This is a genomic window from Methylobacterium sp. 22177 (assembly GCF_052045615.1).
GTDB classification, from domain to species: Bacteria; Pseudomonadota; Alphaproteobacteria; order Rhizobiales; family Beijerinckiaceae; genus Methylobacterium; species Methylobacterium radiotolerans.
The window spans coordinates 56,157-73,843 of sequence record NZ_JBQEPK010000007.1 but is presented as its reverse complement, the minus strand read 5'-3'; the positions used below and the strand labels follow the sequence as shown (position 1 = coordinate 73,843).

Below are 17,687 nucleotides of genomic sequence, written 5' to 3'. Positions count from 1 at the left end.
TCGAAGAGTCTCCGTCACGCCTTCGGCGGGTAGGCGTGGTCCTGCCCGCCCGGATCGGTCACGCGCACCCCGTCGGGGGTGTCGCGCAGGTAGCCCGGTCCGATCGGCACCTTGCCGTGGCCGCCGGGAATGTCGAGCACGTAGGTCGGCTGGGCGAGGCCGGAGAGGCGGCCGCGCAGCGCGCGCATCAGCGCCTGCCCCTCGGCCACGTCCGTGCGCAGGTGGGCCGTCCCGGGCGCGAGGTCGCCGTGGTGGAGGTAGTACGGCTTGATCCGGTTCTCGATGAGGGTTCGCATCAGCGCCTCGAGGGTTGCGGCCTCGTCGTTGACGCCGCGCAGGAGCACCGACTGGCCGACCAGGGGAATGCCGGCATCGACCAGCCGGGCGCAGGCGGCGCTGGCGGCGGCGGTGAATTCCCGCGGATGGTTGGCGTGGACGGCGACGAAGACCGCGCGCCCGAACCGCTTGAGCGCCCGGACGAGGGCGTCGGAGACGAGGTCGGGCTTCACCACGGGCACGCGCGTGTGGACCCGCATGACCCGGACGTGGGCGATGGCGGCGAGGCGCTCGGCGATGACGCCGAGCCGGCGCGGTGAGAGCGCGAACGGGTCGCCGCCGGTGAGCACCACCTCCCAGATCCGCGGGTCCTGCGCGATGTAGGCGAGGGCGGCGTCGAGTTCGGCGTCGGTGAGCGTCCCGAGCCCGTCGGGCCCGACCATCTCCCGGCGGAAGCAGAAGCGGCAGTAGACCGGGCAGACGTGGAGCGGCTTCAGCAGCACGCGGTCCGGGTAGCGGTGCACGATTCCGGTCACCGGGGCGTGGGCGGCATCGCCGATCGGGTCGGCGCGCTCCTCCGGCGTCGCGACGGCCTCCGCGACCCGGGGCACGAACTGGCGGCCGATCGGATCGTCGGGATCCTGCGGGTCGATCAGCTCGGCCATGTCGGGCGTCACCGAGACGGCGTAGCGCGCGAGGACGGCGCCGAGGGCGTCGGCCTCCGCCCCGGAGATCAGGCCGGCGGAGAGGAGGTCGTCCGCGCTGCGCAGCGCCCGGTTCATGGCCGCGTCTCCGCCACCGGTGTCCAGATCACATCCTCGACCCGGCTTGCCCCGCAGGCGAGCATCGCCAAGCGGTCGAAGCCCAGGGCGATCCCGGACGCGTCCGGCATGACGGCGAGCGCCGCGAGGAACTCGTCGTCGATCGGGTAGCGCTCGCCGTAGACGCGCTGCTTCTCGGCCATCTCGGCCTCGAACCGGCGGCGCTGCTCCGCCGGGTCGGTCAGCTCGCCGAAGGCGTTGGCCAGCTCGACGCCGCAGGCGTAGAGCTCGAAGCGCTCGGCCACGCGCGGGTCGTGCGGCGCCGGCCGGGCGAGGGCGGCCTCGCTGATCGGGTACTCGCACAGGATGGTCGGGCGGCCGAGGCCGAGATGCGGCTCGACCCGCGCGACGAGGACGCGGGAGAACAGGTCGGCCCAGGTATCGTCCGGCGCGACCCGGAGCCCGGCCCCCGCGACGGCGGCGGCCAGGGCCTCGCGGTCCGTCCCGCCGCCCGGCGCGACGCTCGCCAGGAGATCGATCCCGGCGAAGCGGTCGAAGGCCTCGGCCAGGGTCAGGCGCTCCGGCTCGGCGAAGGGGTCCGTCTCCCGGCCGCGGAAGGCGAAGCGGCGGGCGCCGGCGGTCTCGGCCGCGCCGGCGAGCAGGTCGGCGCAGTCCGCCATCAGCGCCGTGTAGGGGGCGCCGGCCCGGTACCACTCGAGCATCGTGAACTCGGGATGGTGCAGCGGCCCGCGCTCGCGGTTGCGGAACACCCGGGCGACGCTGAACAGCCGCGTCTCGCCCGCGGCCAGGAGCTTCTTGCAGGCGAATTCCGGCGAGGTGTGCAGGTAGAGCGGCGTGCGGGCGCCGCTCGCCCCGATGGCTTCCGTGGCGAAGGCCGACAGATGCGCCTCGTTGCCGGGCGAGACCTGCAGGCAGGCGGCCTCGGCCTCGACGAAGTCGCGGTCCGCGAACCACCCGCGGAACGCCGCGAGGACGCGGTTGCGCAGGAGCAGCGCCGGGCGCCGGTCGGCGTGGCGACCGGCCGTCCACCAGGGGGAGGCGGATCCGGTCAAGACCGGCCTCCGCGCCGGGGCGGGACCGGCCGGCTCCGACCGGGCGGCGTGGCGTTCTGGAGCACTCTCATCCTCGGCCCTGACTGGCTCCGGACCGCGGAGACGCGCCGCGGCCGAGGCGCGTTGCCATCGACGGTTCATGCCCGCCCGCTGGCAACCGCGGCGCAGATGCGATAGTGGCGGGGTCCGAGATGCAGCGCCCGCGCTTGGCGCGTGCCGGCCCCCATGTCAATGCAGGACGCAATTCCGTGAAGGTGATCGCCTCAACGCTCCGTAAGGGCAACGTCGTCGAGAAGGACGGCAAGCTCTACGTGATCCTGTTCGCCGAGAACATCCACCCCGGCAAGGGCACTCCGGTGACCCAGCTCGACATGCGCCGGATCACGGACGGCGTGAAGGTGTCCGAGCGCTACCGGACCACCGAGCAGGTCGAGCGCGCCTTCGTGGAGGATCGCGAGCACACCTTCCTCTACAGCGACGGCGAGGGGTTCCACTTCATGAACCCCGAGAACTACGAGCAGATCGCGGTGCCGGAGGACGTGGTCGGCGACGCCGCCCCGTATCTCCAGGAGGGCATGGCGGTGATGCTCTCCGTCCATAACGGCGTCCCGCTGACCATCGAGCTGCCCCAGCGCGTGACCCTGGAGGTCGCCGAGACCGAGCCGGTCCTGAAGGGCCAGACCGCCTCGTCGTCCTACAAGCCCGCGACCCTGTCGAACGGCGTGCGCACGACCGTGCCGCCCCACATCGCCGCCGGCACCCGCGTCGTCGTCATGACGGCCGACGGCTCCTACGTCGAGCGCGCCAAGGACTGATCCGGTCCCCTCCGGCGGCCGGCCCCGGGAGGTCGGACGCCGGCCATCACCGCGCGGATCGCGCGGCGGCCTCCAGGGTGGCGTAGCAGCCCTGCGAGATCGCCTGCGCGCGCAGGCGCTCCGTCCCGCTGAAGGGCCGGCCATCCTCCCGGAACAGATCCTCGCGCAGCAGCGCCTCCGATGTGCAGCGGGCCGCGATGCGGCAGAGCGGCGGCTCGCCGCCGGTGCGCGCGCAGATCGTCACGTAGTCGGCGCGGAACGCCCGCAGCCCGGCGCGCGGATTGGCACCCACCACCGTCACCAGCCCGGTCAGCAGCGCCAGCAGCAGCGGCTGGTGGACGAGGTAGATCGCGAGGCTGTGGCGGCCCGCGACGGTGGCGGCGCGGCCGAGCCGCGTGCGCGGCGCCCAGGCTCCCAGACGTGAACGGGCGAGCCGCGGCAGCGCCAGCCGACCCAGGACGATCCCGGCAAGCACCAGCCCGAACCACGGGAAGAGCGGCACGTAATCGTTCGTCCGCGGCACGACCGAGCCCAGGCCGAGGAAGAACAGGGCCGGCGCGTCGAGGATCGGCGCGTGCACGACGTGCGGCGCGGCAAGCGCGGCCACGGACGCGAGGGCGGTGACCGGAATCGGCAGGAAGAGGAACGGCAGCCCGAGCAGGCTCGAGACCGCGATGCAGTGGAGCACGCCGAAGAACACGAAGGCGTCCGGGAACATGACCCAGGTGCCGAGGGTCACGAGGAGCGCCGCCCCGCCGATCCGCGCGAACCGCAGGAGCGTCGGCCGGGGCCGGATCCCGCGACCGTTCATCAGCACGAGGCCGACGCCGACCAGGACCAGGAAGCTGCCGGCGATCATCTCGGCGGCGTGCCGTCCCGTCGGGGTCAGCGCGTAGTTCTCCGCGGTCAGCCGCAGATGACCGAGATCCCAGAGCGTGTGATAGCTCGCCATCGCCAGCAGGGCGGTCGCCCGGGCCGCGTCGATGACCGGCAGGCGACGCGGCGGAGAGGGGATCGCGGCCGGCGGCGCGGAGACGGGGCGATCGAGGGTGACGTCGACGGACATGATGGTTCACCCAAACCATGTCGGGGCCGCCCTTTCCATCGCGGCCTGCACCGGAGAGCTCGCCCGGGCCCGAATCGGGTGCCGCGGCTCTCAGAAACGTGAACGCCACCGGGGCCGGCACGCGCCGCCGAGGCGGGCCTCGCGGGATCCGGAAAACCCCTCGACGGTCCCGGCGCTTAAACACCGCTCACGCCGTAGCCTGCGACCGATCGACTGTTGCGATCCGGCCTCCTTGCGCCGAGATTGCAACTTGGCGGCCCTGTTCTGCCGGTCAAATGGGCTTCCCGGACATCAGGACTTCGTTAATCTTCCCGGGAGAGCGCGCGGCGTGATTCGGTGTAGGTTGCTCGGCCATGTCTGACGAACGCGGATCCGGGCCCGAGAACCCCGAGCGGGGGATGATCGCCCGTACCGGCGAGACGGGACAGCACGAGGATGAGGCGCTCGACCTCGTCGAGGTGGCCGGCCGCATCAAGTGGTTCGACGTTTCGAAGGGCTTCGGGTTCATCGTGCCCGACGACGGCGCGCCCGACATCCTGCTCCACGTCACCTGCCTGCGGCGCGACGGCTACCAGGCCGCCAGCGAGGGCGCCCGCATCGTCGTGGAGGCCGTGGAGCGGCCCCGCGGCTGGCAGGCCTTCCGGGTGATCTCCCTCGATCAGGCGACGGCGGTGCATCCCTCCGAGCTGCCGATGCCGCGCACGCACGTCACCGTGACGCCGACCAGCGGGCTCGAGACCGCCGTCGTGAAGTGGTTCAACCGCCTCCGCGGGTTCGGATTCCTGACGCGCGGCGACGGGACGCCGGACATCTTCGTGCACATGGAGACGCTGCGGCGCTACGGTATCGCCGAGCTGAAGCCCGGCGAGTCCGTACTGGTCCGCTACGGCGACGGCTCGAAAGGCGTGATGGCGGCCGAGGTGCGGCTGATCGACGGAGCCATGCCCTCGTCCCACTGAGGACGCGTTTTCCCGCCAAGCACAGTGCGTCCTATCTCCTTGGTGGGGCTCGGAAAACCCGGGATCGGATTCCCCTCGCGCGCATCCTGGTCTATCACCGGGCGACGGACCCCGCGGTCCGCGCGCCATCCCACGAGAGGCATGAGCCTGTGAGATCCCTCTTCCGCACGGCCCGGGCGGCCGCCATCGCCTGCCTCGCCCTGACCGCGATCGCGCCGGCCCCCGCCGCCGTCGCGCAGGCGGCCGCCCGGGCCGCCACGGCCAGATCGGAGCCGCTGACGATCGTCACGAAGGCCGGGCCGAAGCGCTTCGACGTCGAGGTGATGCGCGACGACGCCGCCCGCGCCCGCGGCCTGATGTTCCGCCGCCACATGGCGGCCGACCACGGCATGCTGTTCGACTTCGAGCAGGACCAGCCCGTGACCATGTGGATGAAGAACACCTACCTGCCGCTCGACATGGTGTTCATCCGCCCCGACGGGACCATCAGCCGGATCGCGGCCGATACCGAGCCCCTGTCCACGGCGATCATCTCCTCGGGCGGCCCGGTCCTGGCGGTGCTGGAGCTGAACGCCGGCACCGCGGCGAAGCTCGGGATCGCGCCCGGAGACCGGATCGAGCACGCCATGTTCAAGGCCCGCTGAGGCCAGCCTCCGGGCTTTCGCGAACGCACCGGGAACAAGCGCCTTGACCCCCGCCGAATTCCGCGCCAGTGTTCCGGCAATGTTCCGGTGCGCCGGAAGGCTGGTGCAGGGCGGAGGACCCGATGGGCAACGCGGCTGAGGTCGAACTGTTCGGCAACGACGACTGGTCGGTGCAGGCGGACGGGATCGAGCACCGCGAGACCGGCTATTTCATCGCCCGCACGGCGCTGGCGATGCGCCGATCCGAGGGCCTGTGGGACTGGCCGCTTCAGATGGCCGAGAAGCGCTGGTGCCGGCCGAGCCTGTTCCGCGAGGCGTTCCTCGCGGCCCTCGACCGGTTCGGCATCCAGCGGGACGCCGAGCTGATCCGGTCCTTCGCGCTGGGCTACGGCATCCGCGCCGTGGTCGCCCCGGCCGCCGAGACCTTCGTCAGCCTGGGCGACATGCTGAAGCCGCGCGAGATCGCCGCGCCCGTGCGCGCTCCGGCCCCGCGGCCGGTCCGGGCCCTGGCGGCTGCCGGGGCCTGACGGCCCGGTAACGGCGGGCGATTTGACCCGGGCCGCCGCGCGCGGGTAGCCCTCATCCTCGAACCGAGGGAGAGAGCACCATGGCGGATCACGACCGGGCCGGACTCGACGGGCTGATCACGCCGCCCCTGTCGCGGCGAGGCTTCGTGATGACGAGCCTGATGAGCGGCCTGACGCTCGCGACCACCCGCGTCGAGGCCCAGGTGATCCACACGGACAGTGCGGGCATCGAGGCCGGCGAGGTGAAGATCCCGGCTGCGGACGGCCCGATGCCGGCCTACCGGGCGGTTCCGGAGGGCGCGGGCCCGTTCCCGATCGTCCTGGTGATCGAGGAGATCTTCGGCGTCCACGACTACATCAAGGACATCTGTCGCCGGCTCGCGAAGGCCGGTTACTGCGCCGTGGCCCCCGAGCTCTACGCCCGCCAGGGCGACCTCTCGACCATGTCGGATCCCAAGCAGATCATCCGGGACGTCATCGCGAAGACGCCGGACGCGCAGTGGATCGGCGATCTCGACGCGACGGTGGCCTGGGCGGCCTCCGCGGCGAAGGGCGACCCGAACCGTCTGGGCGTCATGGGCTGGTGCCGCGGCGGGCGCGACGCGTGGCTCTACGCGGCCCATCGTCGCGACCTGAAGGCGGCCGTGGCCTGGTACGGACCGATCGGCGGCGAGCGGACCGACATCCAGCCGCGCACCGCCGGAGACGTGGCGGCCGAGATCCACGCCCCGCTCCTCGCCCTCTACGGCGGGGCCGATGCCGGGATCCCCGTGGCGGCGGTCGAGGAGGCGCGCGACCGCGCCAAGGCGGCGGGCAAGAGTGTCGAGCTCGTGATCTACCCGGAGGCGCCGCACGGCTTCCACGCGGATTACCGTCCGAGCTACCGGCGCGAGGCCGCGGAGGATGGCTGGGCGCGCGCGCTGGCCTTCCTGAAATCGCACGGCGTCGGCTGAATAGACGCCTCAGGACGCCCGATCGAGCGCGTTCCGGGACGGCTGTGTTACCCAAGACACGGCCACAACTTCACAATCGTGCAAGGATCCAAGGAGGATCTGTGCCCGCGCGGGTCTGGCCCTTCGCGGCGCTCGGGCGTTGAACCGATCGAAGCGACCGCCGTTCAGCCCCTGTAGAGTGTCCTGGTCCATGAGCGATTCGGTACAGCCTGGCCAGAAGCCCGTGATCCTCGTCGTGGAGGACCAGCCCGACGAGCGCTTCCTCGCGGCCACGCTGCTGGAGGATACCGGCTTCACGGTGATCGAGGCCGAGACCGCCGACCGCGCCCTGGCCATCCTCAACGATCGCGCCGACGAAGTCAGCGTCGTCTTTTCGGACGTTCGCACCCCCGGGCCGATCGGCGGCTTCGAGCTCGCGCGGATCATCGGCGTCACCTGGCCGCGCGTGCGGGTCCTGCTGACTTCGGGCGATGCGGGCGACCAGCCGAGCGACCTTCGCGTCTCCGCCACCTTCATCCCGAAGCCCTGGCGCGCCGAGGACATTCTCGCCTGGGTGGAGCAGGCCGCGGGGCGGCCCTCCACCGGGTCCGGACCGTCCGTTATCGGACCGGGGGGCAAAATAATCCCGTCCGGTCTGGAAACCTGACGCGGCCCCACAGTTGTACGCCACTCCGGTGCGCGCCGCGCCCGGACTTGCGCAGTACAACTGATCCACGACGCCGCCATGAAGATCGTCTCAGCCAACCATGCCGATTCTCTCCGCCGGCCCGGCGCGCGGGATACGGTGGAATCCGCCGTTCTCGACACGGTTCGCGAAGGTCTGCTCACGGTCTACGGCGCCGCGGATGGCGACATCCCGGCCGAGTTGGCGGCCCTCGCGCAGCGGCTCGACCGCGCGGGTCCGTCGGCCTGCGGCCACGCCTAGGTCCCACCGCCGAGCTTGACGGGAGACTGGGACAGCGGGTCGCCAAGACGAGAGAATCTGCTATTCAGCGCTTTCTGACCTGCCGACGCAGTGCGTCTCTCAGTCGAGTCCTGGATGCGTCTCTCAGTCCTTCGCGGATCGTTCACAGCCGCCGCGATCATGACCCTGGCCGGTCTGGTGTCCGTTCAGGCGGCGACCCCGCCGGCCCAGCCCGCCGACGGTGCGGGCGGTGTCGGTGACCGCAAGGCGACGGTGACCAAGCGGCTTCTCGGCCGCGGCACGGCCTCCACCTACGCGTTCTACGCCGCGGGCGCGGCCCCCGAGGCGGGGCGGCCGGTCGCGATCTTTCTGCACGGGTGGGGTGCGGTCAATCCGCAGAGCTACGGCGGCTGGATCGACCATCTCGCGCGCCAGGGCTGGCTCGTCCTCTACCCGCGGTTCCAAGAGGTGAACCGGACCCGTCCGGCCGACGCGCCCGCCATCGCCGAGTCCCTGGTCAAGGCGGCCCTCGCCGAGATCTCGACGGACGGCGAGGCGAAGCCCGACCTCGGCCGCGTCGCGATGATCGGCCACCTGGCCGGGGCGCCGCTCGCCATGGATCTTGCGGCCGCCGCCAAGGCGCAGGGGCTGCCGGTTCCGAAGCTGATCTTCGCGGTCACGCCCGGCGGCATCGCCAGCGGGCCGAAATCCCGCGGTATCGCCCTCACCGACCTGTCGGCGATCGATCCCGCCACGCTGCTCGTGACCATGGTCGGCGACAAGGACACCCGGGCCGCCGATCTCGCGGCGAAGCGCCTCCTGCGCGAGGCGAGCGCCGTGCCGCTGGAGCGCAAGCTCTTCGTGCGGGCCCTCTCGGACGACCACGGCTTCCCGGCCCTGACGGCGACCCTGGCAGCCCCCGCGGGGGTCGACACCGCCTACGACGGCGGTGCCATCAAGCCGGGCCCGGAGCCGAAGGACGCGCCCAAGGACGCCGCGAAGCCGCCGCCGTTCCGCTGGTCCGCCGACATGGCGCTGTCCGGCGAGCAGCAGACCCTGGTCTCGCAGATCAACCTCGCCCGGGTCGACGCGCTCGATTACCTCGGGTTCTGGAAGACCTTCGATCTCGCCGCCGCCGCCGCCTTCGCCGGGTCGGACGCGACGGCGCTGAAGAACAATCCGCGCCTCGCCGACATGGAGCGCTGGAGCGACGGTTGGCCGGTGAAGCGGCTCGCCGTCGAGACGCCGCGGCCCACGCCGGCCGCGCAGGCCGGGACGCCGGCACCCGCACCCGCCGGCCGCAAGCGCTGAGATCGGCGACCGCGACAGCTTGGCCTTGGCGCGCGGCTTGCTAATCTCCCCCCGTCCGACACGGGAGGGAGATCATGCCCGAGTTCGTCGCCAGCCTGCTCGCCGCGGCCGCCTTCTGCCTGACGCTGCTCACCCTGAACGCGCTGACACGGCTGCTGATCCAGGCGCATGTCGCCCCCTCGGATCTCGGCGAGAGCGGCTTGCTGCAGGTCGGCGGCGCGCTCCTGGTGGCCCGCGCGGCCTACCGTCGGGCACCCCGGCGCCACCCGGGCTGACGCTCAGCGCAGGAACGCGCCGAACGAGCGGGGGCCGTTGCCGGTCGGGATGGTCGCCAGCACCTTGAGCGTCTTCGAGTCGAGGATGCTCAGCGTGTTGTCGCCCCAGTTGGCGACGTAGAGGCGGCCGTCGGAATCCGCCGCGATCCCTTCCGGATGGTCGCCGACATCGACGTCCGCGATGGGCTTGAGCGTGGCGAGATCGAAGGCCGTGACGCTGCCGGCATACTGGTCCGTGACGAAGCCGCGCCCTCCCGCGAGGGCGATGACGTAGGGGCGGCGGCCGGTCGGGACGCGGCCGATCTCCCGCCCCGTCCGGAGATCCAGGACGGAGACGTCGTCGCCGGTGACGTTGGCCGTGTAGGCGCGCGCCGCCGCGGCATCGAGCGTGATGCCGAACGGATGCTGCCCCACCGGGATGACCTTGGTCTCCCGACGGGTCGCCGCGTCGACGACCGAGACCGTGTCGGCCTCGCGGTTGGCGACGTAGAGCGTCGCCCCGTCGGGGCTGACGGCGATTCCCGAGGGCGAGGCGCCCACCGCGATCTCGCCGTCCGGGACCAGCGCCCCGTCGCGCTCGGTCAGCACGAACAGGCGGTGCCCGTACCAGTCGGCGACGTAGACCGTGCCGCCGCGCGGGTCGGCCGCGACGCCGAGCGGGCCGCCGGGCAGCGGCACCTCGGCCAGGACCTTGCCGACATCGAGGTCGAGGATGGCGAGACCGTGCCCTTCCGGGCGCGTGACGTAGGCGCGCCGGCGATCGGGCGACAGCGCGATCCCGGCCGGGGCGCCGTCGACGGGGATGCGGCGCACCACCGTCCCGGCGGCCAGATCGACGATCTCGACCGCGCCGCCGAGCTGGGCGGTGACGATGGCCTCCCGGGCCGGTTCGGCCCGGGAGGCGGTCGCGACGAGGACGAGGCCGGCGGCGAGGGCCGCGCGGCCCCGAGCCGGGCTCACGAGCCCTTCTCGACCTTGGCCTTCAGGTTGGCGAGGCTCGCCTTGATCCAGTCGCCCACGCCCTTCTCGGAGGCCTCGTCGTTCAGATCCGGCGGCGGATCGTTGTTCATGTAGCCGCGATAGAAGGCGGCCTTCCACTCGACCTTCGACTTGGCGTTGCCCTCGGGCTCGACCGTGATCGTCGCCGAATAGTCGTTCGCCGGAAGATCCTTCACGTCAACTTTGTCGATGTAGTAGGAGAACATCTTGTCCTCCGGCTTGTACTTGTTGCTGGTCTCGGAGATCTGGTTTCCGTTCTTGAGCGTCAGCACGCGCTTGAACTTGCCGGCCGGGTCGCCGGTCAGCTCGGTCTTGGTCACGTTCTGCATCCAGTCGGCATTCTTCAGGTCGCCGACCACGGCCCAGACCTTGTCGGCGGGGGCGTTGATCTCGATCGACTCGGTGATCTTGCGCCGGGTCGGCCCGTGGGCCTGCGCGGTCGCCGCCACCAGGGCCGCCGTGGCCGCCAGGGCCAGGGTGATTTTCTTCATCTTGTCCTTCTCCTCCCGCCCTCAGCGGTCGTCGCGATCAAGGACGCGCGCCTCGGGGCCGAGCGCCGCCGCGACCTTGTCCTCGATCCAACCCCAGGCCTCGCGCTCGCGCGGTCCCGCGGTCTTGCCGATGGCGATGGCGAGGTAGGCCATCTCCGTCAACACCTTCTCGGGCTCCAGCATGTGGAGCCGGGTCGAAAGAATGGCGGCCTCCAGGACGGCCGCCTGCGCGCGGTTATAGCCGATGAACGGCGCGTGCGCGGCGCTGTGGACCATCCGGCCGCGGAAGCGCGGCCGGGTCTCGTGGGCCTCGACGGAGGCGACCGCGAACTCCGCGTGGCCGAAACTGTCGGCGAGGCGGCGGCCCTCGATCGCCGCGCACGGCAGCGTCGGCCATTCGCGCCGGCCCGTCACCGCGCCGGCGATCACCCGGATGTCGCGCGGGCTCGAGGCCGCGAAGCAGGGATTGGCCTCCAGGTTGGCGATGGTCGGCGACGGCCGGAACGGCGCGAGGACGTAGCCCTCCGCCTCGCCGATCAGCCCGAACGGGACGAGGTGCAGCTCCCCCGACGGGGACAGGGTCGTGACGACGGTCTCGAGGATCAGCGGCATGGCCTCACGCCTTGTCGGCGGGGACGAGACGCCCGCAGACCAGCTTGGCCGGCGGGTCCTGCGGGCCCTCGGGCGCGACCGCGGCGCGCGCCTCGCCGTCCGGGATCGTCTCGGGCGCGGTCGCGCCGGCCTCGGGCCCGACCAGGCGGGCGTCGCGCGTGCCGGGCGCCGGCGCGTCGGGTCCGGAATGGCGGGTATGGCCGGCCTTCTTGAAGGCGGTGGCATCCTCGACATCGGCGTCGGCCGCGCAGCCCCAGTCGAGCGCCTCGTCCTGGACGTAGCGCTTGCCGAGGCGCCACGCCGTCTCGGCCTTGGCGAGTTCGGCGCCGAGGTAGAAGGCGTGGGCGCCGTCGCTCGCGACGTCGAGTTCGGGGAAGAAGGCCATCGCGTCGGTGCCGACCCTGTGGATGTCGCGGTTGTAGAGGTGGATCCCGTCCTCGGCGATCACGATCCGGTAATTCGGGTCGCGCACCTCGGCGGCCGCCTGGGCGATCTCGTCGGCGGTCTGCACGAACGGGCGCTTGTCGTGGAGGGCGAGCAGCGCCCGGCCGTAGCCCTTCGGCAGCGCCGAATCGGCTTTTGCCGCGTACATGACCCGCCGGGCGGCGTCGTGCTCCTCGACGGTGCGGCGGGTGTGGTTGGAGACCTGCACGATCAGCGCGTTGCGGATCGACAGTTCCGAGCACATGCCGACGAGCAGCGCGGTGACGCCGAGGGAGTCGGCCTCGGTCAGCTCGGTCAGGTTGCCGGTGCCCATCATCATGTCGATATCGGGCCAGCGGGCGCGGGTGTCGCGGTAGCGCGCGATCGAGTCGACGAAGCCGTGGTGGATCGGCTCGAGGATCGGGTCCGCCATGAACGGACGCCCCGCCTTGAGCATGCGCTCGATCGCCCGATCGAGGGAGGGCAGGTCGTCGGGCCGCATCGGCACGAGGATCGGCACCGCGTCGGTCTCGAAGGCGAGATCAAGGGTCTCCTCGTTCAGGCTCAGCAGGAAATCGGCGCCGGCGCCGGCGCCCCGGACCAGTTCCTCGCTCGAGAAGGAATCGACGCTGACCTTCAGGCCGGCGCCCTTCAGCGCGCGCACGGAATCCTCGAGGTGCGGGAACGGGGTATCGGGCAGCCCGCCGAGATCGATGACGTCCGCGCCGCGCCCGGCGAGATCGAGCCCCTTGGCGAGGATCTGGTCGACGCTCATCTTCGACGCGTCCACGATCTCCGAGAAGATCCGGAGGTCGTGCCGGGACAGGTCGACCTTGCGGGCGGTCAGGCCGAGCCAGGCCGGCAGGTCGACCACCTCGTCGGGTCCGCGCTCGACCGGGACGCCGAAATGCGCCGCGAGATGCTCGGGATTCGCCCGGCACCGGCCCGGCAGGACGATCCGCGTGGCGCCCTCGGGCAGGACGACCCGCCTGCGGATGATCTCCTCGGTCATCAGCGCCGCGACCTTCACCCCCGCATCCGCGATGCTCCAGCGCAGCGTCTGAGGGAGCCCCGCCGCGACCTTCTCGAGCCGCGCCCGGGCGAGACGGCCGGTCACGAAGACGATGTGCTCGGGGGTGCTCACGCGGCGGCCCTCGTTTCGACCGCGACGCGGCGGTGCGGTCCCCAGATCTCGATCGTCCCCCCGTATCCCGCCGCGAAGCCGGGGAAGGCAGCGTCCACGATCCCGTCCCGCGCCAGCGCGGCCGGGTCGAGGCCCGGCGGCGCGTCGACGGATTTCACCAGGGCGCAGCGCTCCGCCCGGACCCGCGCGGCGAGCCAGAGGGCGAGGCTGTCCGAGGTGACGTCCCACGTCTCAGGAATGTCCGGGTGGCCGGCCCGGAGCGCGCGCGGGTTCCAGATCCGGATCCGCGCGGGCGCGGCCTCCGCCCAGGGCTCCAGGCTCTGCACCAGCCGCGGCTCGATCCCGCGGAAGATGCCGGCCGCGTCGCTCATGGCGTCGAGCGCCCGGCGATGGGCCTCGGCGTCGCCGAAGCGCTCCCGCGCCTGCGCGGCCCGGACGGCGTCCGCGAAGGCGCCGCCGCCCGGCACCACGATGCAGCGACCGTGCGCGCCGTCGCCGATCGCCTCCAGCAGGGCGCGGCGGCGATGCGGATCCGCCTCGAGGCTGCCGCCGATCTTGACGACGGTGGTCACGCCGCGTCCTGCCGGCTCGGACGCAGGGCGCGCAGCGCCTCGGCCACGCGCAGGGGATCGATGCCGTTGCGGCGGTCGAAATCCCGGCACAGGCCGCCGCGGAAGCCGAGGTAATCCGGCCGGTGCGCGCAGAGGCCCGGAATGTCGATCACCCGGAGCGACCCGGCGAGGCCGCTCATCAGGCCGTGCGCCCGGCAGGCGGCGGTGAAGGCCGAGAGATCGGAGGGCGCGGCGAGATCCGGCAGGCGGGCGCCGGTCTTGCCGGCGGTGTCGATCATGGCGCCGGCGAAGCCGGCCGCCGCGAGGGCGGGCACGTGCCGGGCCGCCGGCCCGTCCTCGGCGAACAGCACGGCGATCAGCCGGCCCGGCGCGGCCGCGACCCGATCCGCCAGGGCCGACGCGTCCCGGAGCTCGGCCGGCGCGAGGCCGACCTTCACCCAGTCGACGCCGGTCCGCGCCAGGGCGGCGACGGACTCGGCCGCCGGATCGGCCACCGCGCTCGTCGCGGCACCGCCGGACACCCGGGCGACGATCTCACGCACGATGTCCTCATCCAGGGCGCCGAGCGCCCCGCGCTCCGGATCCTTGGCGTCGATCAGGTCGGCGCCGGCGAGGCGGGCGGCCTCGGCCTCGGCCGGGTCGCGGACGCTGACGAGGAGCCGGGGCAGTGGGTGTTGCGGGATGGAGGACGCGGACACGAAACACTCGGACTTGAACGGGCGGTCTCATGACTTCCCGGGCAGCGGCTCGGCGAGCAGGCGGTTCTTCACCACCCAACGCATCGCGTGCGCCCAGGTATCGTCGGTGTCGGCCCGGATCGTCACCTGCCCGCCGCGCACCACCTTGCCGGTATCGGCCTCGGCGATCGAGACGCTCAGGTTGAAGATCTGACCGGACCCCTTCTCCACATAACCGGTCACGACGAAGTCCGCACCCAGGCTCTTGGCGATGTCCGCCGCGCACCCGTTGCATTTGAACAGCGGGCCCTCCTTCGCCACGACGTCGGCCTTGGGCGCGGTGTCGACGATCTCCAGCCCGGCCTTGTCGCGCAGGGCGTTGCGGAGCTCGTCGGTGACGAGGGTCAGTTTCCGGGCATCCACCGGCCGCGTCCGGGTGCCGTAGGAGGCGCCGGGATCGAACAGCTCGACCGGGAACACGGCGGCCTTCTCGCCGGCGCTGGCCGCACCGGGCAGGGCGGCCCACAGGGCGACGACGCTGCAGGCGAGCGCGGCGCGGAGAGACGTGTGGCGCATCGGCGGGAGCTTCCTCTCGAGGCGTTCGACCGCCCGAGGCGGCGGCATCGTTCCCGCCATAGGTCGGGCGAAGGGACAATTTGGCAATGTACTTCCGCGCCCGCCTATCCCACGACGGTAACGTGAACGTCGGGACGACACGCCGCGGTTGAGCGGCCTGAGCGGAAGCTGATAGAGGCCGCCCACATGCACCATCCTGCACCCGACACGGCCCTCCGGCCCACGACGCGCCCGTCCTGGCTGCGCGCCGCCGCCGTCGCGCTGGCCCTCGCTCCGGCGGCGGCGCGGGCCGAGGATCCGGCCCCGGCCGCGGCGGCGCAACCGGCCCAGCCCGCCGCTCCGCAGGCGCTCGAGACCCGTATCGGCCTGATCTACCGGCCGCAGCCCGCGCCCTCCTCGTACGATGCCGAGGCGGCGCCGGAGGACGAGGGCCTGGCCGGCGCCAAGATGGGCATCACCGACAACAACACCACCGGCCGCTTCACCAAGCAGACCTACGTCCTCGACGAGGTCGCCCTGACCGACGACAGGCCGGACGCCGTGGCGGCCGCCAAGGATCTGATCGGCAAGGGCGTGCGCTACCTGGTCCTGGCACTGCCCGCCGACGCCGTCCTGGCCGTGGCCGACGCCGTCAAGGATTCCGGCGCGGTCGTCCTCAACGCTGGGGCGCCCGACGACCGCCTGCGCGGCGCCGAGTGCCGCGCCAACGTGTTCCACATCCTGCCGTCGCGGGCCATGCTGACGGACGCCCTGGCGCAGTACCTCACGGTGATGCGCTGGCGGAAGCTCTTCCTGATCGTCGGCCCGACGGACGCCGACAAGGCCTACGCCGACGCGATGCGCAACTCGGCGCGGAAGTTCGCGCTGAAGATCACCGCCGAGAAGCCCTGGACCTTCGGTCCCCTCGCCAAGGCGCGCGGCGACACGCCGACCCGGGCGGAGGCCATGGTCTTCACCCGGGGCCTCGACTACGACATGGCCATCGTGGCCGACGAGGAGGGCGACTGGGGCGACTACGTTCCCTACCGCACCGTCGACCCGCGGCCCGTCGGCGGCACCCAGGCGCTGACGCCGACGACCTGGTCGCCCGTGCTGGAGACCTGGGGCGCCGCGCAGGCCCAGAACCGGTTCCGGCGGCTCGCCTCGCGGCTGATGCGCCCGCTCGACTACCAGGTCTGGGCGGCGGTGCGGACGGTGGGCGAGGCCGTGACGGCCAAGAAGACCAACGACCCCGCCGTGATCGCCCCGTACCTCGTCGAGCCCGCCTTCACGCTGCCGGCCTACAAGGGCGTGCCCCTGAGCTTCCGGCCCTGGGACCACCAACTCCGCCAGGCAATCATCGTGGTGCAGCCCAAGGCGCTGGTCTCCGTCGCGCCCGAGCAGGGGTTCCTGCACCAGCGCACGCCCCTCGACACGCTGGGCGTCGACCTCCCGGAGACCACCTGCAAGTTCAAGTGAGCCCGGGGCCTGCGGCGATGGCGAGCGGCCAGGGCCCTCGCAACGCGCGGGAATCGCACTACAAACGTCCCCCGAGAATGTCCGTCCAGGACGCCGGGCCGTCGCAAGGGAAGGAAGTCGTATGAGCCGCCGCGTCGAGGCATGTCTGACTGGGGTCGCCCTCGGTGCGTGGTTCGCCCTGTGCGGGCCGGCCGCGGCCTTCACCGCCTATGTCACCAACGAGAAGGGCAACTCGGTCAGCGTCATCGACACCGCCACGATGGCCGTGACGGCGACGTGGAAGGTCGGGCGGCGCCCGCGCGGCGTGACCGTCTCCAAGGACGGCAAGGAGCTGTTCGTCTGCGCGAGCGACGACGACCGGATCGACGTGCTCGACACGAGCACCGGCAAGGTGGTGCGCTCGCTGCGCTCCGGGCCGGATCCGGAGCAGTTCATCCTCGACGCCTCCGGAAACCCGCTCTACGTGGCCAACGAGGACGACAGCCAGGTCACGATCATCGACATCGAGAAGAACAAGGTGCTCGCCGAGGTGCCGGTGGGCGTCGAGCCGGAGGGGATGGGCCTGTCGCCGGACGGGAAGATCCTCGTCAACACCTCCGAGACGACCAACATGGCCCACTTCATCGACACCAAGACCTTCCAGGTCATCGACAACGTGCTGGTCGACGCCCGGCCGCGCTTCGCCGAGTTCACCGCCGACGGCAAGTACCTGTGGGTCTCGGCGGAGGTCGGCGGCACGGTGAGCGTGATCGACGTCGCCCAGCGCCGCGTGATCAAGAAGATCACCTTCAAGATCCCGAGCGTGAACGACGAGGCGATCCAGCCGGTGGGGATCCGGATCACCAAGGACGGTACCAAGGCCTTCGTGGCGCTCGGGCCGGCGAACCGCGTCGCCGTGATCGACGCCAAGACCTACGCGGTCGAGAAGTACCTGCCGGTCGGCCAGCGCGTCTGGCAGCTGGCCTTCACGCCGGACCAGAAGCAGCTGTTCACCACGAACGGCACCTCCAACGACGTCTCGGTGATCGACGTGGCCGCCGAGAAGGTGGTGAAGAGCATCCCGGTCGGGCTCCTGCCCTGGGGCGTGGCGATCTCGCCGAACTGATCCGCGCGACCTCCGGGCGCCAAGCGAGGACGGCCGCGCGCGAAGCGGCCCTAGGGTGGAACACGA

Annotated in this window: 21 protein-coding genes; 11 read left to right on the top strand and 10 right to left on the bottom strand. The window is 72.0% G+C overall.

Annotation, left to right across the window (positions count from 1 at the left end):
• Nucleotides 1-14: 14 nt before the first annotated feature.
• Nucleotides 15-1,058, bottom strand: coding sequence for a lysine-2,3-aminomutase-like protein (locus ACTJK8_RS09675; protein WP_063111531.1), 1,044 nt, complete (start codon nt 1,056-1,058; stop codon nt 15-17).
• The gene (gene epmA / locus ACTJK8_RS09670; protein WP_440761837.1) at nt 1,055-2,110 is read right to left on the bottom strand and encodes an EF-P lysine aminoacylase EpmA; all 1,056 of its coding nucleotides are present in this window, start codon (nt 2,108-2,110) and stop codon (nt 1,055-1,057) included. Before epmA ends, ACTJK8_RS09675 begins: the two co-directional genes overlap by 4 nt.
• A 191-nt stretch (nt 2,111-2,301) precedes the next feature.
• Between epmA and efp the strand changes: the two genes are divergently transcribed.
• Complete coding sequence (gene efp / locus ACTJK8_RS09665; protein ID WP_197739341.1) at nt 2,302-2,925, top strand: elongation factor P; 624 nt, start codon at nt 2,302-2,304, stop codon at nt 2,923-2,925.
• Nucleotides 2,926-2,971: 46 nt separating this feature from the next.
• On the opposite strand, the gene ACTJK8_RS09660 is transcribed toward efp, so the two are convergent.
• The gene (locus ACTJK8_RS09660; RefSeq protein ID WP_440761836.1) at nt 2,972-3,991 is read right to left on the bottom strand and encodes a heparan-alpha-glucosaminide N-acetyltransferase; all 1,020 of its coding nucleotides are present in this window, start codon (nt 3,989-3,991) and stop codon (nt 2,972-2,974) included.
• A 398-nt stretch (nt 3,992-4,389) separates the two neighbouring features.
• Between ACTJK8_RS09660 and ACTJK8_RS09655 the strand changes: the two genes are divergently transcribed.
• The 8 genes from ACTJK8_RS09655 to ACTJK8_RS09620 all read left to right on the top strand — a co-directional run bounded on the left by ACTJK8_RS09655 (nt 4,390) and on the right by ACTJK8_RS09620 (nt 9,564).
• Nucleotides 4,390-4,950: a cold-shock protein gene (locus ACTJK8_RS09655; RefSeq protein WP_085985313.1), complete on the top strand. Its 561-nt coding sequence runs from the start codon at nt 4,390-4,392 to the stop codon at nt 4,948-4,950.
• A 149-nt stretch (nt 4,951-5,099) separates the two neighbouring features.
• Nucleotides 5,100-5,594 carry a DUF192 domain-containing protein gene (locus ACTJK8_RS09650; RefSeq protein WP_024829741.1) on the top strand — a complete coding sequence of 165 codons (495 nt, stop codon included), beginning with the start codon at nt 5,100-5,102 and terminating at the stop codon, nt 5,592-5,594.
• A 122-nt stretch (nt 5,595-5,716) separates the two neighbouring features.
• On the top strand, nt 5,717-6,121 hold the full coding sequence (locus tag ACTJK8_RS09645) for a hypothetical protein (RefSeq protein WP_012319687.1): 405 nt from the start codon (nt 5,717-5,719) through the stop codon (nt 6,119-6,121).
• Between the two features lie 80 nt (nt 6,122-6,201).
• Nucleotides 6,202-7,074 carry a dienelactone hydrolase family protein gene (locus ACTJK8_RS09640; RefSeq protein ID WP_012319686.1) on the top strand — a complete coding sequence of 291 codons (873 nt, stop codon included), beginning with the start codon at nt 6,202-6,204 and terminating at the stop codon, nt 7,072-7,074.
• Between the two features lie 190 nt (nt 7,075-7,264).
• On the top strand, nt 7,265-7,720 hold the full coding sequence (locus tag ACTJK8_RS09635) for a response regulator (RefSeq protein ID WP_012319685.1): 456 nt from the start codon (nt 7,265-7,267) through the stop codon (nt 7,718-7,720).
• A 78-nt stretch (nt 7,721-7,798) separates the two neighbouring features.
• Nucleotides 7,799-7,999 (top strand): hypothetical protein, encoded by a 201-nt coding sequence (locus tag ACTJK8_RS09630; RefSeq protein WP_012319684.1) that lies wholly within the window; start codon nt 7,799-7,801, stop codon nt 7,997-7,999.
• Nucleotides 8,000-8,113: 114 nt separating this feature from the next.
• The gene (locus tag ACTJK8_RS09625; RefSeq protein WP_012319683.1) at nt 8,114-9,289 is read left to right on the top strand and encodes a poly(ethylene terephthalate) hydrolase family protein; all 1,176 of its coding nucleotides are present in this window, start codon (nt 8,114-8,116) and stop codon (nt 9,287-9,289) included.
• 74 nt (nt 9,290-9,363) lie between these two features.
• On the top strand, nt 9,364-9,564 hold the full coding sequence (locus ACTJK8_RS09620; RefSeq protein WP_024829742.1) for a hypothetical protein: 201 nt from the start codon (nt 9,364-9,366) through the stop codon (nt 9,562-9,564).
• A gap of 3 nt (nt 9,565-9,567) precedes the next feature.
• On the opposite strand, the gene ACTJK8_RS09615 is transcribed toward ACTJK8_RS09620, so the two are convergent.
• From ACTJK8_RS09615 to ACTJK8_RS09585, 7 genes are read right to left on the bottom strand one after another with little or no spacing between them, the layout of a single operon-like run.
• Nucleotides 9,568-10,524 carry a YncE family protein gene (locus tag ACTJK8_RS09615; RefSeq protein WP_012319681.1) on the bottom strand — a complete coding sequence of 319 codons (957 nt, stop codon included), beginning with the start codon at nt 10,522-10,524 and terminating at the stop codon, nt 9,568-9,570.
• On the bottom strand, nt 10,521-11,054 hold the full coding sequence (locus ACTJK8_RS09610) for an SRPBCC family protein (RefSeq protein WP_012319680.1): 534 nt from the start codon (nt 11,052-11,054) through the stop codon (nt 10,521-10,523). Before ACTJK8_RS09610 ends, ACTJK8_RS09615 begins: the two co-directional genes overlap by 4 nt.
• 21 nt (nt 11,055-11,075) lie before the next feature.
• The gene (locus ACTJK8_RS09605; protein WP_012319679.1) at nt 11,076-11,666 is read right to left on the bottom strand and encodes a DUF447 domain-containing protein; all 591 of its coding nucleotides are present in this window, start codon (nt 11,664-11,666) and stop codon (nt 11,076-11,078) included.
• A 4-nt stretch (nt 11,667-11,670) separates the two neighbouring features.
• A complete protein-coding gene (locus ACTJK8_RS09600) occupies nt 11,671-13,233 on the bottom strand; it encodes a DUF6513 domain-containing protein (protein WP_012319678.1) in 1,563 nt (520 codons plus the stop codon).
• Complete coding sequence (locus ACTJK8_RS09595) at nt 13,230-13,805, bottom strand: amino acid kinase family protein (RefSeq protein WP_012319677.1); 576 nt, start codon at nt 13,803-13,805, stop codon at nt 13,230-13,232. Before ACTJK8_RS09595 ends, ACTJK8_RS09600 begins: the two co-directional genes overlap by 4 nt.
• Nucleotides 13,802-14,503, bottom strand: a complete 702-nt coding sequence (locus tag ACTJK8_RS09590; RefSeq protein WP_012319676.1) for a (5-formylfuran-3-yl)methyl phosphate synthase — start codon at nt 14,501-14,503, stop codon at nt 13,802-13,804. The genes ACTJK8_RS09595 and ACTJK8_RS09590 overlap by 4 nt, the downstream gene beginning before the upstream one ends.
• A 27-nt stretch (nt 14,504-14,530) precedes the next feature.
• Nucleotides 14,531-15,058 (bottom strand): DUF3280 domain-containing protein, encoded by a 528-nt coding sequence (locus ACTJK8_RS09585; protein ID WP_029361187.1) that lies wholly within the window; start codon nt 15,056-15,058, stop codon nt 14,531-14,533.
• A 186-nt stretch (nt 15,059-15,244) separates the two neighbouring features.
• On the opposite strand from ACTJK8_RS09585, the gene ACTJK8_RS09580 reads away from it, so the two are divergent.
• Both ACTJK8_RS09580 and ACTJK8_RS09575 read left to right on the top strand, forming a co-directional pair.
• Entirely contained in the window at nt 15,245-16,516 is a 1,272-nt protein-coding gene (locus ACTJK8_RS09580) for an ABC transporter substrate-binding protein (RefSeq protein WP_024829745.1), read from the top strand.
• 121 nt (nt 16,517-16,637) lie between these two features.
• Complete coding sequence (locus ACTJK8_RS09575; RefSeq protein ID WP_012319673.1) at nt 16,638-17,621, top strand: YVTN family beta-propeller repeat protein; 984 nt, start codon at nt 16,638-16,640, stop codon at nt 17,619-17,621.
• The last annotated feature ends 66 nt before the right edge of the window (nt 17,622-17,687 follow it).

Coding starts and splice junctions, on each gene's coding strand:
- ACTJK8_RS09675 (WP_063111531.1), bottom strand. CDS start 1,058: ATGAACCGGGCGCTGCGCAGCGCGGACGACCTCCTCTCCGCCGGCCTG.
- efp (WP_197739341.1), top strand. CDS start 2,302: ATGCAGCGCCCGCGCTTGGCGCGTGCCGGCCCCCATGTCAATGCAGGA.
- ACTJK8_RS09660 (WP_440761836.1), bottom strand. CDS start 3,991: ATGTCCGTCGACGTCACCCTCGATCGCCCCGTCTCCGCGCCGCCGGCC.
- ACTJK8_RS09655 (WP_085985313.1), top strand. CDS start 4,390: ATGATCGCCCGTACCGGCGAGACGGGACAGCACGAGGATGAGGCGCTC.
- ACTJK8_RS09645 (WP_012319687.1), top strand. CDS start 5,717: ATGGGCAACGCGGCTGAGGTCGAACTGTTCGGCAACGACGACTGGTCG.
- ACTJK8_RS09640 (WP_012319686.1), top strand. CDS start 6,202: ATGGCGGATCACGACCGGGCCGGACTCGACGGGCTGATCACGCCGCCC.
- ACTJK8_RS09635 (WP_012319685.1), top strand. CDS start 7,265: ATGAGCGATTCGGTACAGCCTGGCCAGAAGCCCGTGATCCTCGTCGTG.
- ACTJK8_RS09630 (WP_012319684.1), top strand. CDS start 7,799: ATGAAGATCGTCTCAGCCAACCATGCCGATTCTCTCCGCCGGCCCGGC.
- ACTJK8_RS09625 (WP_012319683.1), top strand. CDS start 8,114: ATGCGTCTCTCAGTCCTTCGCGGATCGTTCACAGCCGCCGCGATCATG.
- ACTJK8_RS09620 (WP_024829742.1), top strand. CDS start 9,364: ATGCCCGAGTTCGTCGCCAGCCTGCTCGCCGCGGCCGCCTTCTGCCTG.
- ACTJK8_RS09610 (WP_012319680.1), bottom strand. CDS start 11,054: ATGAAGAAAATCACCCTGGCCCTGGCGGCCACGGCGGCCCTGGTGGCG.
- ACTJK8_RS09605 (WP_012319679.1), bottom strand. CDS start 11,666: ATGCCGCTGATCCTCGAGACCGTCGTCACGACCCTGTCCCCGTCGGGG.
- ACTJK8_RS09585 (WP_029361187.1), bottom strand. CDS start 15,058: ATGCGCCACACGTCTCTCCGCGCCGCGCTCGCCTGCAGCGTCGTCGCC.
- ACTJK8_RS09580 (WP_024829745.1), top strand. CDS start 15,245: ATGCACCATCCTGCACCCGACACGGCCCTCCGGCCCACGACGCGCCCG.
- ACTJK8_RS09575 (WP_012319673.1), top strand. CDS start 16,638: ATGAGCCGCCGCGTCGAGGCATGTCTGACTGGGGTCGCCCTCGGTGCG.